The organism is Streptomyces sp. NPDC048370 (assembly GCF_043200825.1).
Classification (GTDB): Bacteria; Actinomycetota; Actinomycetes; order Streptomycetales; family Streptomycetaceae; genus Streptomyces.
On the sequence record NZ_JBICYI010000006.1, the window covers coordinates 344,096 to 358,554 of the forward strand.

Genomic DNA, 14,459 nt, shown 5'->3' on the forward strand with positions numbered 1-14,459 from the left:
ACGCGGACCGTGCCCGCCCGGCGGGGTGTGGCACCCTACGGGGATGACCGACCAGTACGTCCTCACGCTCTCCTGCCCGGACAAACAGGGCATCGTGCACGCCGTGTCGAGCTACCTCTTCATCACGGGTTGCAACATCGAGGACAGCCAGCAGTTCAAGGACCGGGACACCGGCCTCTTCTTCATGCGCGTCCACTTCTCCGCGGAGGAACCGGTGACCGTGGAGAAGCTCCGGGCGAGCTTCGCGGCGGTGGGCGACTCGTTCACGATGGACTGGCACATCAACCGGGCCGACGAGCGGATGCGCGTCGTGCTGATGGTGTCGAAGTTCGGCCACTGCCTCAACGACCTGCTCTTCCGCTCGCGGATCGGGGCGCTGCCGGTCGAGATCGTCGCGGTCGTCTCCAACCACACGGACTTCTCCGAGCTGGTGGGCTCGTACGGCATCCCGTTCCGGCACATTCCGGTCACGAAGGACAACAAGCCGGAGGCGGAGGCCGAGCTGCTCGACCTCGTCCGCGAGGAGAACGTCGAGCTGGTCGTGCTCGCCCGCTACATGCAGGTGCTCTCCGACGACCTGTGCAAGCAGCTGTCGGGCCGGATCATCAACATCCACCACTCCTTCCTGCCGAGCTTCAAGGGCGCGAAGCCGTACCACCAGGCGCACGCGCGCGGTGTGAAGCTGATCGGCGCGACGGCCCACTACGTGACGGCCGACCTCGACGAGGGCCCGATCATCGAGCAGGAGGTCGAGCGCGTCGGCCACGAGGTCACCCCGGACCAGCTGGTCGCCGTCGGCCGCGACGTCGAGTGCCAGGCGCTCGCCCGCGCGGTGAAGTGGCACGCCGAGCGCCGCATCCTGCTCAACGGCCGCCGCACGGTGGTCTTCGCGTAACGCTCCGCAGAGCCTGCTGAGCTTCGCGGGCCCGCGGGCCCTTCAGAGCCTGCTGAGCGAGGCCGCCGCGAAGAGGACGTCGCGGATGGCCTCGCGGTCGCCGTCCTGGCCCGCCGCGGCCTCCTCCGGCGGGACATGGCCCGCCACAAGCTGGCAGAACTCGACGCCGTCCATCGCCACCTGGGCCACCGCGTGGTCCGGGGAGCCGACGGCCGCGGGGGAGTCCAGGGCGATGTACCAGTGGCCGCCGCCCGAGCCCTCGACCTCCAGATGGAGCGAGCGGCCGGGCGCGCCCGCCGCGACCAGATGGCGCGGCGGGGAGGCCAGGCCCGCGCGGCGCCGGTCGGCCAGGGCCGCCGGAAGCAGCCGGGCCGCCAGGTCGATCATGCCGTGCAGGTGCGTGCCGCTCGGCGGCTCGTACGGGTACGCCACCGCGTTCGCGATGTCGTCGGCGTGCACCCAACACTCGAAGGCCCGCTCAAGGAGCGAGTCCCGCATCGGCAGCGCGAAGTCGCCGTACGTCACCGTCAGGTCGGCGACGCCCCGCCCCGCGAACGACACCGTGCGGATCAGGGCGTGGCTCTGCTCCCGCCACGGCTCGCGCACCCCGCGCGTCGGCGGATGGTACGAGCCCCGCCAGTACGCCTCCGTACGCTCCGCCGGCGTGACCTCCGTGGCCTTGGGGCCCAGCGGGTCGTCCAGGCCGAGCGCGGTGGAGACCAGGCCGTCCACCGTCAGCAGATGACCGATCACCCCGGCCACCGTCGTCTTGCGGGTGACCGGCCGCTCGCCCTCGAACCACTTCAGCCGTACCGGCGCGTGCCACTCCGATTCGCCGATGTCCCGCAGCAGCGCGTCGAGCCTGGCCGTCTCCGCGTCGTACGGAGTCGCCCAGTTGGGCACCGGGATACGGGCGGGGCGGCGGCCCAGACAGTTCTCCAGGACCCGGGAGCGCAGCAGCGGGTCGAGGTCGAGGTCCCGCTCGGAGTGCAGCAGCCCGACCGCGTCCCGCAGCCGCAGCGCCTCGTCCGCGCAGGGGGCGCACTCGGTCAGGTGGTCCTCGACCGCCTGGGTCTCCTCGGGCGAGCAGGCGGAGAGCGCCCAGGCACCGAGGAGCGACTTCAGGACACTGTGCGGCGGGGGAGACGGCGGCGGAGGGGGCAGGACCGGGATCGGCTCCTCCGGCGCCCGCGCCGGACCCTCCGCCTGGCTGCCGGTCGCGCCTTCCGCCGCGCCACCCTTCGGCTCTCGCGTCAGGTCCGCGTGGTCGTCGGCCGCCGCGCGCGGGCCCGGTATGCGGGGAGCGCGCGCCACCTCGTCGGGCGTGTCGTCGGGGCCGTTCACAGCGAACGTCCGTACCCGGGAGGCGAGGAGCCCTCCAGCGGGCGGGTGTTCGCCGTCGAAAGCAGCTGCAGCCCGAGCCGCAGCCGGCGCCGCGCCTCGTCCTCCGTGACGCCCAGGTCGGCCGCGGTCTGGCGGTAGTCGCGGCGCTGGAAGTACGCCAGTTCAAGGGCCGCGCGCAGCGGCGCGGGCATCGAGGTCACGATGTAGTCGGCGCGGGCCGCGACCGAGGCTCTGCGCACCTTCTGCTCCAGCTCCTCCGTCGAGCCCTCGCCGGTCTCCGCGTACGCCGTCGCCTCCGTCTGCCGCAGCCGGTACACGGCCTGGCGCTGGGTCAGCTTGGCGACCCAGGAGCGCATGTTGCCCTGCTTGGGGTCGTAGGCGTCGGGGTTCTCCCAGATGTAGCCGAAGACCTCGCGGGTGACCTGGTCGGCCGCCCCGTCGTCGTCGAGGACCCGGTGGGCGAGGCTGTGGACCAGGGAGGCGAACCGGTCGTAGAGCTCGCCGAGCGCGGCGGCCTCACCGCGCGCCAGCCGCTGCTGCATCCTGCGGTCCCAGCGCGGTGGTGTGTCCTTCGCCATGCGTCGACCTCCCGACCCGAGTTCATACTCCAAAGTAATGGGCCGTCCCCCAGCGCACGCCCCTTTGTGACAAGTAGGCCCACCCGGCCGGGCCGGATGGTAAGGAATGCGTCGTCCTCGATCCAGGGGGTTTCGAGTCGCGGTCGCGGGGCAGCGGGAGGGGATGGGAACGACCGCCTCCGCTTGAAACCACCGCTTCCTCCCGAAGGGCGCGACGCGTGAACCTCCACGTCGACGAAGAAGAGCAGGGCCCCTGGACCGTACTGCGGATCCAGGGCGAGCTGGATCTGCTGACCTCGCCCATGGTCAGGAGACGCGTCCACGACGCGGTCGCGGGCGGCCGCCACGACGTCGTCCTCGACCTCGCGGGCGTGGTCTTCTGCGACTCCAGCGGCGTCGGCGTGCTGATCGCCTCGCGCCGGCTGATGCGCTCCTGCCAGGGCCGGCTGCGGGTCGTCCTGCCCGCGCGCGGCTCCGAGGACGCCTCGCACGTCAACAGGGTCCTGGCCGCGCTCGGGGTGCGCCGCCTCTTCGACGTGTACGGGGACGCGGCCGAGGCCGTCGACGAGGAGGCGCACCCGCTCTCCGCGTGACCGGGGCGCCGCCGCTCTCGGCACGGCGGCCCGGATCGTCGTACCCTCCCTGGAATGGAGCCCATGGAACCCGAGCAGGACCCCGGACAGCTCTTCGAGCACCGGATCGCCCGCCGTTTCGCCGCCTTCGACCAGGACGGCGACGGGACGATCTCGCGCGAGGACTTCAGCACGGCGGCGAAGCGCCTCCTCACGGAGTTCGACGTCTCCTTCCGATCCGACCGGGGCCAGGCGCTGTGCGACGGCGCCGAGGCGTTCTGGCAGGGCATGGCGGGGATGGCCGACGTCGACGGCGACCAGAAGGTCAGCCGCGAGGAGTTCCTCGGCGGCGCGGTGAAGCGGCTGCACGACCACCCGGAGCGGTTCGCCGAGATCGCCCGGCCCTTCCTGCACGCCGTCCTCACCATCGCCACGACCCCCGCCGACGTGGAGCGCGCCCTCCTCGCCCTCGGCATCCCGCCGGTGCCGGCCGCGCTGAGCGCCCGTACGCTCCCGACCGTCGCCTCCGGATCGGTCGACGAGCAGGCGGCGGTGAGCGCCTTCGCCCACTACTTCATGACGGAGTAGCCGAGCCGGAACCGGTGCCGTAACGCTCCCTGAGCTTGTACTTCAGCACCTTCCGCAGCGTCTCGTTGCGGGGCAGGGCCTCCACCACCTCCAGCTGTTCCGGCAGCTTGTGGACGGAGAGGCCCTGCGCGCGCAGGAACTCCGTGACGACCGGCAGGGTCAGCGGGGCCGCGCCGGGGGGCTGCTCGATCACCGCGCAGACCCGTTCCCCCCGGTCGGCGTCCGGGAGCCCGACGACGGCCGCGTCGCCGACCCCCGGGTGCTCGTGGAGGAGGTCCTCGATCTCCTTGGCCGAGATGTTCTCGCCCTTGCGGATGATGATGTCCTTGATCCGCCCGGTGAGCACGAGGTGTCCGCTCGCGGTGAGGTGTCCGACGTCGCCGGTGATCAGGAAGCCGTCCTCGTCGAAGGCGGCGGCGGTCTGCGCCGGGTCCAGGTAGCCCTGGCAGACGGCCTCGCCGCGCAGCCGGACCTCTCCGTCCCCGGAACAGCCCCCCGAGCCGCCCCCCGAGCCGCCCCCGGATCCGTCGTGGGCGATCCGTATCTCCATGCCCTCGGGCGGCCGCCCCTCCGTGGTCGCCAGGTTCTCCGCCGTGTCGTCCGGCGACCCCATCGTGATCATCGGGACCTCGGTCATGCCGTAGCCGTGGGTGAGCCGGCAGCCCATCTCCCGTACGACCGCGTGGTAGACCTCCGGCGGCTTGGGCGCCCCGCCGCCCGCGAGCAGCCGTAGCGTCGGTATCAGCTTCTCGCCGGGCTGTTTCCGCTGCTCGGCGAGGAACATCGAGTAGAAGGCGGTGGATCCGCCGGCCACGGTCACCCCGTGCCTGCGGTACTCCGCCAACGCGTCGGGCAGCGCGAACTGTTCGAACATCACGGCGGGGAATCCGTACAGCAGGAGCATCACCGTGTAGTCGGGCCCGGCGATGTGGGCGTACGGGAAGGCCATCGAGCCGATGTCGTCCTCGGTCAGGTGCAGCGCGTGCGCGAGGCAGGAGCCGCCCGCGATCAGGGAGCGGTCGGTGTGCAGGACGCCCTTGGGGTCGGAGGTCGTGCCGGAGGTCCAGTAGATCCACCGCACGTCGGTGCCGGAGGCGGGCGGGGGCGGCAGGACGGCCGGGTCCCCGTCGGGCAGAGACTCGGGGCCGTACGCCTCGAAGATCCCGCGCGCGCCGAGCCGGCGGGCCATCTCCGTGTGGTCGAAGCCGCGCCACACGCCCGGTACGGCGAAGAACTCGGCCTTCGACTCGCGCAGCGCGAAGCCGACCTCGCGGTCCCGGTAGAACGGGATGACCGGGGACTGTACGGCGCCGAGGCGGGCGAGGGCGAAGGAGAGGACCGCGGTCTCGATCCGGGTGGGCAGCTGCCAGGCCACGACGGTGCCGGGCCGCACCCCCATGGCGTGAAGCCCGGCGGCGCACCGCTCGGCGCGGTCGCGGAGTTCGCCGAAGGTGAGGGTCCTGTCCTCCTGGAGCAGGACGGGCCGGCCGGGAGTGAGGGCGGCCCGGCGCTCGACCAGCTCCCACAGGGTGCGGGAGGCGCCCAGGGCGTGTGCGGTGTCGGTCATGACGGTCCCCTCCGCGTCCATCTGCGTCCCACCACTTCCGTAGCTGACGACCAGTCAGATTGATTGGAGAGCGTAGAGGTCCGCTCCTTGTCGGTCCAGGGGTGCGGAGCTAGCCTGAGACCGATCGGTATCTGACGGGTCATCAGAAATGGGAGAGGGTCTCATGGCGGAGCTTCCACGGATCATCAGCGTCGACGACCACGTGATCGAACCGGCCCATCTCTTCAAGACCTGGCTGCCGGCCAAGTACCGCGACCGCGGGCCCCAGCCGCTCACCGCCGGGATCGGGGAGCTTGCGTACGTCGGGGGCAAGTACCAGATCACGATGGACCCGGACGGGCCGCCGGCCGACTGGTGGATCTACGAGGACCTCAAGTTCCCGTACAAGCGCAACATCGCCGCCGTCGGCTTCGACCGGGACGACATGACCCTGGAGGGCATCACCCGCGAGGAGATGCGGCGCGGCTGCTGGGACCCGGTCGCGCGGCTCAAGGACATGGACCTCAACCACGTCGAGGCGAGCCTCTGCTTCCCGACCTTCCCGCGCTTCTGCGGCCAGACCTTCGCCGAGGCCAAGGACAAGGAGGTCGCCCTCGCCTGCGTCCGCGCCTACAACGACTGGATGGTCGAGGAGTGGTGCGGCGACAGCGGCGGCCGGCTCATCCCGCTCTGCATCATCCCGCTCTGGGACATCCGTCTGGCCGTCGAGGAGATCCGGCGGAACGCGGCGAGAGGCGTCAAGGCGGTCACCTTCTCGGAGATCCCGACCTACCTCGGCCTCCCCTCGATCCACTCCGGCTACTGGGACCCCTTCTTCGCGGTCTGCCAGGAGACGGGCACGGTCGTCAACATGCACATCGGCTCCAGCAGCCAGATGCCCGCCGCCTCCCCCGACGCCCCGCCCGCCGTCCAGGCCTCGCTGAGCTTCAACAACGCGATGGCCTCGATGATGGACTTCCTCTTCAGCGGGGTGCTCGTGAAGTTCCCCCGGCTCAAGCTCGCCTACAGCGAGGGCCAGATGGGCTGGATCCCGTACGCCCTGGAGCGCGCCGACGACGTGTGGGAGGAGCACCGGGCGTGGGGCGGGGTGCGGGACCTCATCCCCGAGCCCCCGTCGACGTACTACTACCGGCAGATGTTCTGCTGCTTCTTCCGCGACAAGCACGGCATCGCCTCGCTCGACGTCGTCGGCCGGGACAACGCCACCTTCGAGACCGACTACCCGCACGTCGACTCGACCTTCCCGCACACCAAGGAGGTCGCCCTCGACCACGTCCAGGGACTCGACGACGAGACGATCTACAAGCTGATGCGGGGCAACGCCATCCGCATGCTGGACCTCGACTTCGACCGGGGCACCGTCTGATGGACCTCGCGGACGGTGCCGAGGAGGAGGAGTTCCGGGCGCGGCTGCGGGAGTGGCTCGCGGACGTCCTGCCGACGCTGCCGCCGAAGCCCGATCCGCTGGACTGGCCGGGGCGGCGCGCCTACGACTGCGGCTGGCAGCGCCGGTTGTACGACGCGGGGTACGCGGACGTGCACGGGGGCGCCCCGCCGACCCAGCGGCTGATCTTCCTGGAGGAGACCGAGCGCGCCGGCGCCCCGTACGTCGGCGCGAACTTCGTCGGGCTGCTGCACGCGGGGCCGACGATCGCCGCCGAGGGGACGGCCGAGCAGCGGGAGCGCTGGCTGCCGCCGGTGCTGCGCGGCGACGAGGTGTGGTGCCAGGGCTTCAGCGAGCCGGACGCCGGTTCGGACCTGGCGGGGCTGCGGACGCGGGCGGTACGGGACGGGGACGCGTACGTCGTCTCGGGCTCGAAGATCTGGACCTCGCACGCGGAGGTCGCCGACTGGTGCGAACTGCTCGTGCGGACGGACGCGCAGGCCGTGAAACACCGGGGGATCACCTGGCTCGCGATGCCGATGGACGCGCCCGGGATCACCGTACGGCCGCTGCGGACGCTGGCCGGGTCGACGGAGTTCGCGGAGATGTTCCTCGACGAGGTCCGGGTGCCGGTCGCCAACAGGGTCGGGGACGAGAACGACGGCTGGCGCGTCACGATGGTGACCCTGTCCTTCGAGCGCGGCACGGCCTTCGTCGGCGAGGTCGTCGCCTGCCGGCGCGTCCTGGCCGAACTCGCGGGGGCGGCGCGGAAGAACGGCACCTGGGACGACCCGGTGGTGCGGCGCCGCCTGGGGCGGTTGAGCGCCGAGTTCCGTGCGTTGTGGCGGCTGACCCAGTGGAACGTCAGCGAGGCGCAGGCGGTGGGGGGCGTGCCCGGCATCGGGGGCTCGGTCTTCAAGCTGCGGTACTCGCACGCGCGGCAGGAGCTGTACGACACGGCGGCCGAGGTGCTGGGTCCTGACGCGCTGGACCTGGGGAGGGAGTGGAACCGCGACCGGCTGTCCTCGCTCTCGTACACGATCGCGGCGGGAACCAGTCAGATCCAGCGGAACATCGTCGCCGAGCGGATACTCGGCCTGCCGAAGGGGCGGTGAGGGCGGCCGTGGACTTTCGGCTGACGGACGACCAGAGGGCGCTGAAGGCGGGGGTACGGGAGCTCCTGGAGGGGCGGTTCGGACGGGAGGCGCTGCGGGCCGCCGTCGAGGCCCGGGCCCTTGACCGGGGGCTGTGGCGGGAGCTGGGGGCGGCCGGGTTCTTCGCGCTGAGGCTGCCGGAGGCGGACGGGGGTGTGGGTCTCGGGCTGCCGGAGGCGGTTCTCGCTTTCGAGGAGGCGGGGCGGGTGCTGCTGCCGGGGCCGCTGGTGGCCGGCCACCTCGCCGCGGGGGCGGTCGAGGGCGCCGCCGAGGGGGAGGTGGTGGTGACCGCGGTCGACGGGGCGCTCGTGGAGTGGCTGGACGAGGCGGACGTGGTGCTCGGCGACGTCCAGGGCGCGGTGCCCGTGCGGTCGGTGGATCCGCTGACGCCCTTGCACCGGCTGCCGGGGGCGGCGGGCGCGGGAGGGACGGCGGGGCGGTTGTCCGCGACGGGCGTGCTGCTCACCGCCGCCGAGCAGCTCGGCAGCGCCGGGCGGACCACCGAGATGGCCGTCTCGTACGCCAGGACCCGGGAGCAGTTCGGGCGGGCCATCGGGTCCTTCCAGGCCGTCAAGCACCTGTGCGCGGAGATGCTCGTACGGACGGAGGTCGCCCGGGCGGCGGTCTACGGGGCCGCCGTGACCGGGGACCCCGTCGAGATCGCCGGGGCCAAGCTGCTCGCGGACGAGGCGGCGGTGGCGTGTGCGCGGGACTGCCTGCAGGTGCACGGCGGCATGGGGTTCACCTGGGAGGCGGACGTGCATCTGCACCTGAAACGGGCCTGGGTGCGGGCCGAGCGCGGGTTGACGAGGGCGCTGGCGGAGGAGGCGGAGGCGGCCGCGCTGTAGGCGACCGGTGCGCGGGCGCTCACGGAGCGTCGATATCGGGTTGTGTCCTTCGGGCGGGCCGTCACGGCCCGGAGTCGGGGTCCCGCTCCGGTACTCTCCGTGGGATGCGAGTGGTTGTGAGCCCGGATCGTCCCGGTGTCGCCGAAGCGGTGACCCCGGATCGGGCGATGCCCACCGCTCGTACCCCGTGGAGGCGCTGGACGACCTCCTGTTCGACTCCCCGCAACGTGCGTCGCACAGTATGGACCATGCGTACTCCTTCGCGCTGGAATATGCCCGAAGCGCTTGTTGCGGTGACTGTACGTCAACCATGCTGTCTCACAAGGGAATCACGTTCCGTGAGTACGTCGCGGAGGCTGATGGCTGTGAGGCGCGAGGCGATGTGTCCGCCGGTTCGGATGGTGTGAGCGGTGCAGGTGCTTCAGGTTCAGTTGGAGGTCGGGCCGGACCCGGCGGAGGTGGGACGGGCCCGGCGATGGGCGCGTTCGAGGCTCGCCGGATCGGGCATAGGGGATGACGAGCCGCTGGCCGAGACGCTGGTGCTGCTCATCTCCGAGCTCGTGACCAACGCGGTGGTGCACACGGGCTGTCCGGCCGTGCTGCGGATGCTGTTCGGCGCGGGCTGTCCGGAGGCCGGGACCGTACGGGTGGAAGTCGCCGATTCGAGCGACCGGCCGCCGCGGCCCCGACACGCGCAGGGCGAGGACACCAACGGGCGCGGCCTGGAGCTGGTGGACGGCCTGGCCGACCGGTGGGGATGGCAGCGCGAGGGCGCCGGCAAGAGCATCTGGTGCGAGGTGGACCGGGGGGTGCCGATGGCGCCTCCGACGCCCGCGGCAGGCCCCACGGCCTCGGTGCACTGTTGACGGTTCGTGGCGGTTTGTTCACTCTGGGGTGAGCGATTCGTTGCGAGGGGACGACGAGGGTGGGCCGGGCCGGTGTGCCCGAAGCCCTCGACGAGTGCGGGTCGTGGCCGGGTGGCGGCGATCGTGCCGTGCTCGGGGCGCGCGCGAGTGCGCCGCCACCCGTGTAGGACTTCGGTGCAGGCCTTCGGCGTAGGCCTTCCGTGCCGTCCTTCCGTGCCGTCCTTCGGTGCTGGATGTCGGCGATAGGCGCACGACCTCGCTCAGAGGACTGCCACCGGGGCGACCGGTGTGCCCGTACCGCCCACGAAGGGCTCGGGCATCGCGGAGAGCAGGAAGGCGTACCGCTCGCGCTGTGCACAGGCTGTGGACAGACTTTCCAGATTCCAGTTCTGCCCCTGGAGCATCCCCATCTCGACCAGGTCGAGGGCGTGCACGGGCAGCCAGAGGTTCTCGATCTCGGGCGGGAAGATCTCGAAGGTGAGCGTGTCGTTGGCGACGGCGGCGACGTCGCGGGCGTGGAACCACTCGGGCGTACGGATGGAGAGGCCGGGTGAGGGGAACGCGTAACCGTGCTTGTCCCCGGCGAGGTACTGCCGTATCTGCCCGGTCCGTACGAGCACGATGTCGCCGGCCCGGACGGTGACGCGACCGAATTCGGCGGCCTCGTCGAGGTCTTCGGGGGTGACGGCGTGGTCGCCGGGCAGCCGGTCGAGGCCCTTGGCGGCGGCGACGTCGAGGAGGACGCCCCGGCTGACGATGTGGCGGGCGGTGTGGATGCCGCTGTACGCGGAGCGGCCGTGCGGGGTGATGGTGGCGGCGGGGCGGCCGTTGTAGATCTTGCCGGAGTGCGAGACGTGGGTGAGGGCGTCCCAGTGGGTGGCGGCCTGGAGGCCGAAGGTCACCGCGTCGTCGCTGGTGGCGACGGTGCCGGGGCCGAAGAGCTCCTGGTTGATCTGGACCATGACGTGGAGCGGGTTGACCCGGCCGGGGATCATGCCGGTCTGCACGCCGTCCTGTTCGAGGGCGAGGGCGAGGGGGACGCGGTGGCCGGAGCGGACGGTCGCGACGGCGGCCCGTACGACGTCGTCGGTGATCAGGTTGAGCGTACCGATCTCGTCGTCCTGGCCCCAGCGGCCCCAGTTGTTGACGCGCTTGGCGATGTCATGGAATTCGGGAGGGAGTTGGGAGGGGCCGGGCACGTGGTCGGACGGGCGCTCGGGCTGGCGCCGGGATGCGCGGTCGGGCTCGTGATCGGATGCGGGATCGGACGCGGGATCTGACATCGGGGCCTCCGCGGGTCTTGTTCTCCGGTATCTGACGGGTCGTAGAATCCAGCTGACGAACGAATCTAACGGACCGTCAGAAAGTGCGGGAAGGGGCCGGGCGTGGGGAACTTCTTGGCAGGCAAGGTCGTGGCGGTGACGGGCGCGGGGCGCGGGATCGGGCGCGCGGTGGCGCTCGCGTGCGCGGCGGAGGGGGCGAAGGTCGTCGTCAACGACTACGGGGTCTCCATCGAGGGCGGGGAGCCCACGTCGGAGGTCGCGCTGGGGGTGGTGAAGGAGATCGAGGCGGCCGGGGGTTCGGCGGTCGCGGTCGCCGACGACATCTCGACGATGGCGGGCGGGCAGCGGATCGTCGACGTGGCGCTCGCGGAGTACGGGCGGATCGACGGGGTCGTCTGCGTGGCGGGGATCCTGCGTGAGCGGATGCTCTTCAACATGTCGGAGGAGGAGTGGGACCCGGTCGTCGCGACGCATCTGAAGGGGACGTTCACGGTCTTCCGGGCGGCTTCGGCGGTGATGCGGAAGCAGGGCGGCGGCACGCTGATCGGCTTCACGAGCGGCAACCACCAGGGGTCCGTGGCGCAGGCGAACTACTCGGCGGCGAAGGGCGGGATCATCTCGCTGGTGCGGTCGGCGGCGCTCGGCCTGCACAAGTACGGGGTCACGGCGAACGCGGTGGCGCCGGTTGCGCGGACGCGGATGTCGGCGAACGTCCCGATGGAGCTGAAGGAGATCGGGGAGCCGGAGGACGTGGCGGCGCTGGTCGTCTACCTCCTCTCGGACCGGGCGAGGGAGGAACGGATCACCGGTCAGGTCTACACGATCGCGGGCCCGAAGATCGCGGTCTGGGCCCAGCCGAGGGAGCTGCGGGCGGGATACGCGGAGGGCGGCGCCTGGACCCCGGAACGCATCGCGGACTTCCTGCCGGGGACGGTCGGCGTGGACCCGATGCCGATGCTGACCCGCCTGGAGGAGATGGCGAGAGCGGCGGCGGAGGGGGCCAGGCCGAACGGGTAGCGGCGGGCGGGGGCGGGCCCCCGCCGGCGGGCGGGGGCGGGCCCCGGGGCAGAGCCGCCTACAACGCGCGTGGTCCGGGGCCGCGCCCCAGGCCCCGTCAGGGTTTCGGGAAGGGGTGGGGTGGGGGGATCCCCCCGCCCCCGGACAATGGGAGGAGCACGCAGATGAGAGGTGTCGTCTACGACGGCAAGCAGGTCCAGGTCGTGCACGACCTGGAGGTCCGCGACCCCGGTCCCGGTGACGTGCTCGTGCGCGTCGTCGCCGCCGGGCTCTGCCACAGCGATCTCGCCGTCATCGACGGCACGATCCCCTTCCCCGCCCCCGTCGTCCTCGGACACGAAGGCGCCGGAGTCGTCGAGGCCGTCGGCCCCGGGGTCACCCACGTCGCCCCCGGCGACCACGTGGCACTCTCCACGCTCGCCAACTGCGGCGCCTGCGCCGACTGCGACCGCGGCCGGCCCACCATGTGCCGCAAGGCCATCGGGATGCCCAAGCAGCCCTTCTCCCGGAGCGGCACCGGGCAGCCGCTCTACCAGTTCGCCTCCAACTCCTCCTTCGCCGAACGGACCGTCGTCAAGGCCGTCCAGGCCGTGAAGATCCCCGAGGACATCCCCCTCACCTCCGCCGCGCTCATGGGCTGCGGCGTCCTCACCGGCGTCGGCGCCGTCCTCAACCGCGCCAAGGTCGACCGCGGCGAGACCGTCGTCGTCATCGGCACCGGAGGCATCGGGCTCAACGTCCTCCAGGGCGCCCGGATAGCCGGCGCGCTCACGATCGTGGCCGTCGACACCAACCCCGCCAAGGAGGAGACCGCCCGCCGCTTCGGCGCCACGCACTTCCTGAACTCCACAGAGAACGTCCGGGACATCCTCCCCACCGGCGCCGACCACGTCTTCGAGTGCGTCGGGCACGTCGGTCTGGTCCGGCAGGCGATCGACCTCCTCGACCGGCACGGCCAGGCGATCCTTCTCGGCATGACCGCGCCCACCGCGGAGGCGACCTTCCCGCCCGCCGCGATGTTCCTCGACAAGTCCATCCTCGGCTGCCGCTACGGCTCCTCCCGCCCGCAGAAGGACATCGCCCTCTACGCCGACCTCTACCGCGAGGGCCGCCTCCTCCTCGACGAACTCGTCACCGCCACGTACCCCGTGGAGGAGTTCGCCCGGGCGACGGAGGACGCCGAGCAGGGCAAGGTCGCACGGGGCGTGCTCACCTTCGAGTAGGACCAGGACCCCCGGAGGGCGCGAGGGCGGCGGCGCCGCTACCTGGCCGGAGCCGCCGCCCCCGTCCCCGCCCCCGCCCCCGTCCCCGCCCCCGTCCCCGTCCCCGCCCCCGCCCCCGTCCGGAACGTCCGCCGGTACGTCGTCGGTGTGACGCCGATCGCCGACTGCAAGTGGGACCGCAGCGACTGCGGCGTGCCGAAGCCCGCGTCCCGGGCCACCTGGTCGACCGGCAGGTCCGTGGACTCCAGGAGGTGGCGGGCCCGTTCGACCCGCTGCTGGGTCAGCCACTGGCCGGGGCTGATGCCGACCTCGTCCCGGAAGCGGCGCGTGAACGTCCGTACGCTCATCGACTCCCGTACCGCCAGGTCCCGCAGCTGGATCGGCTCGTGCAGGTGCGCCAGCGCCCAGGCCCGCGCCGCCGTCGTGGTCGCCGTCCCCGCCTCGGGGACCGGCCGCGCGATGTACTGGGCCTGCCCGCCGTCCCGGTGCGGCGGTACGACGGTCCTGCGGGCCACGTCGTTGGCGACGGCGCTCCCGTGGTCCCGGCGCACGATGTGCAGGCACAGGTCGATCCCGGCCGCGACGCCCGCCGAGGTCAGGACGTTCCCGTCGTCGACGAACAGGACGTCCGCGTCGACCCGCACCTTCGGGAAGAGCCGCTGGAAGTGCTCGGCCGAGGCCCAGTGTGTGGTGGCGGGCCGCCCGTCGAGGTACCCGGCGGCGGCGAGGACGTACCCGCCCGTGCAGATGGAGACGAGCCGCGTCCCGGGCCGGATGCGCGCGAGCGCGCCCGCCAGCTCGTCGGTCAGCCGGCCCTCGTCGTACACGGGGCCCAGTTCGTACGAAGCGGGAACGACGACCGTGTCCGCCGTGGCGAGCGCCTCCGGGCCGTGCTCCACCTGGATCGCGAAGTCCGCGTCCGTCCGGACCGGGCCCGCGACCGGGGCGCAGGTCACGATCTCGTACAGCGGCCGGCCCTCGGCGTCCTTGGCGCGGCCGAAGATCCGGTGGGGAATGCCCAGCTCGAAGGGGAGGAGGCCGGGCAGGGCCAGGACGGCGATACGGTGCGGCACGAGAATTTCCTTTGTGGTCCAGACCACTTGGTGCTAGAAGTCGGATCCGTGACGGACAAGCAGACGG

Annotated in this window: 14 protein-coding genes; 9 read left to right on the forward strand and 5 right to left on the reverse strand. The window is 72.1% G+C overall.

Going from position 1 to position 14,459, the window contains the following annotated elements; all coding sequences use genetic code 11:
* Positions 1 to 43: 43 nt before the first annotated feature.
* Entirely contained in the window at positions 44 to 895 is an 852-nt protein-coding gene (gene purU / locus ACGFYP_RS16650) for a formyltetrahydrofolate deformylase (protein WP_361960830.1), read from the forward strand.
* Between the two features lie 42 nt (positions 896 to 937).
* Here purU and ACGFYP_RS16655 read toward each other — a convergent pair whose 3' ends face one another.
* Together ACGFYP_RS16655 and ACGFYP_RS16660 are read right to left on the reverse strand one after the other, a co-directional pair.
* Complete coding sequence (locus ACGFYP_RS16655; RefSeq protein WP_393493247.1) at positions 938 to 2,239, reverse strand: zf-HC2 domain-containing protein; 1,302 nt, start codon at positions 2,237 to 2,239, stop codon at positions 938 to 940.
* Complete coding sequence (locus ACGFYP_RS16660; RefSeq protein ID WP_361960834.1) at positions 2,236 to 2,817, reverse strand: sigma-70 family RNA polymerase sigma factor; 582 nt, start codon at positions 2,815 to 2,817, stop codon at positions 2,236 to 2,238. The genes ACGFYP_RS16655 and ACGFYP_RS16660 overlap by 4 nt, the downstream gene beginning before the upstream one ends.
* Positions 2,818 to 3,035: 218 nt before the next feature.
* Between ACGFYP_RS16660 and ACGFYP_RS16665 the strand changes: the two genes are divergently transcribed.
* Positions 3,036 to 3,410, forward strand: coding sequence for an STAS domain-containing protein (locus ACGFYP_RS16665; RefSeq protein ID WP_393493251.1), 375 nt, complete (start codon positions 3,036 to 3,038; stop codon positions 3,408 to 3,410).
* Between the two features lie 54 nt (positions 3,411 to 3,464).
* Positions 3,465 to 3,977, forward strand: a complete 513-nt coding sequence (locus ACGFYP_RS16670; RefSeq protein WP_361960838.1) for an EF-hand domain-containing protein — start codon at positions 3,465 to 3,467, stop codon at positions 3,975 to 3,977.
* Here the strand turns inward: ACGFYP_RS16670 and ACGFYP_RS16675 are convergent.
* On the reverse strand, positions 3,964 to 5,544 hold the full coding sequence (locus ACGFYP_RS16675) for a class I adenylate-forming enzyme family protein (protein WP_393493254.1): 1,581 nt from the start codon (positions 5,542 to 5,544) through the stop codon (positions 3,964 to 3,966). The genes ACGFYP_RS16670 and ACGFYP_RS16675 overlap by 14 nt on opposite strands.
* Before the next feature lie 163 nt (positions 5,545 to 5,707).
* Between ACGFYP_RS16675 and ACGFYP_RS16680 the strand changes: the two genes are divergently transcribed.
* The 4 genes from ACGFYP_RS16680 to ACGFYP_RS16695 all read left to right on the forward strand — a co-directional run bounded on the left by ACGFYP_RS16680 (position 5,708) and on the right by ACGFYP_RS16695 (position 9,796).
* Entirely contained in the window at positions 5,708 to 6,910 is a 1,203-nt protein-coding gene (locus tag ACGFYP_RS16680; RefSeq protein WP_393493257.1) for an amidohydrolase family protein, read from the forward strand.
* Positions 6,910 to 8,043, forward strand: a complete 1,134-nt coding sequence (locus ACGFYP_RS16685; protein ID WP_393493260.1) for an acyl-CoA dehydrogenase family protein — start codon at positions 6,910 to 6,912, stop codon at positions 8,041 to 8,043. Before ACGFYP_RS16680 ends, ACGFYP_RS16685 begins: the two co-directional genes overlap by 1 nt.
* Before the next feature lie 8 nt (positions 8,044 to 8,051).
* Positions 8,052 to 8,930 carry an acyl-CoA dehydrogenase family protein gene (locus ACGFYP_RS16690; RefSeq protein ID WP_393493263.1) on the forward strand — a complete coding sequence of 293 codons (879 nt, stop codon included), beginning with the start codon at positions 8,052 to 8,054 and terminating at the stop codon, positions 8,928 to 8,930.
* 410 nt (positions 8,931 to 9,340) lie between these two features.
* The gene (locus ACGFYP_RS16695) at positions 9,341 to 9,796 is read left to right on the forward strand and encodes an ATP-binding protein (protein ID WP_393493266.1); all 456 of its coding nucleotides are present in this window, start codon (positions 9,341 to 9,343) and stop codon (positions 9,794 to 9,796) included.
* A 260-nt stretch (positions 9,797 to 10,056) separates the two neighbouring features.
* Here ACGFYP_RS16695 and ACGFYP_RS16700 read toward each other — a convergent pair whose 3' ends face one another.
* Positions 10,057 to 11,079 carry a cyclase family protein gene (locus ACGFYP_RS16700; RefSeq protein WP_393493269.1) on the reverse strand — a complete coding sequence of 341 codons (1,023 nt, stop codon included), beginning with the start codon at positions 11,077 to 11,079 and terminating at the stop codon, positions 10,057 to 10,059.
* Between the two features lie 102 nt (positions 11,080 to 11,181).
* On the opposite strand from ACGFYP_RS16700, the gene ACGFYP_RS16705 reads away from it, so the two are divergent.
* Together ACGFYP_RS16705 and ACGFYP_RS16710 are read left to right on the forward strand one after the other, a co-directional pair.
* Positions 11,182 to 12,096, forward strand: coding sequence for an SDR family oxidoreductase (locus ACGFYP_RS16705; RefSeq protein WP_393493272.1), 915 nt, complete (start codon positions 11,182 to 11,184; stop codon positions 12,094 to 12,096).
* Between the two features lie 164 nt (positions 12,097 to 12,260).
* Positions 12,261 to 13,319 (forward strand): Zn-dependent alcohol dehydrogenase, encoded by a 1,059-nt coding sequence (locus ACGFYP_RS16710; RefSeq protein WP_361960854.1) that lies wholly within the window; start codon positions 12,261 to 12,263, stop codon positions 13,317 to 13,319.
* A gap of 38 nt (positions 13,320 to 13,357) precedes the next feature.
* Here ACGFYP_RS16710 and ACGFYP_RS16715 read toward each other — a convergent pair whose 3' ends face one another.
* Positions 13,358 to 14,392 carry a GlxA family transcriptional regulator gene (locus tag ACGFYP_RS16715; protein ID WP_393493275.1) on the reverse strand — a complete coding sequence of 345 codons (1,035 nt, stop codon included), beginning with the start codon at positions 14,390 to 14,392 and terminating at the stop codon, positions 13,358 to 13,360.
* Positions 14,393 to 14,459 lie beyond the last annotated feature (67 nt).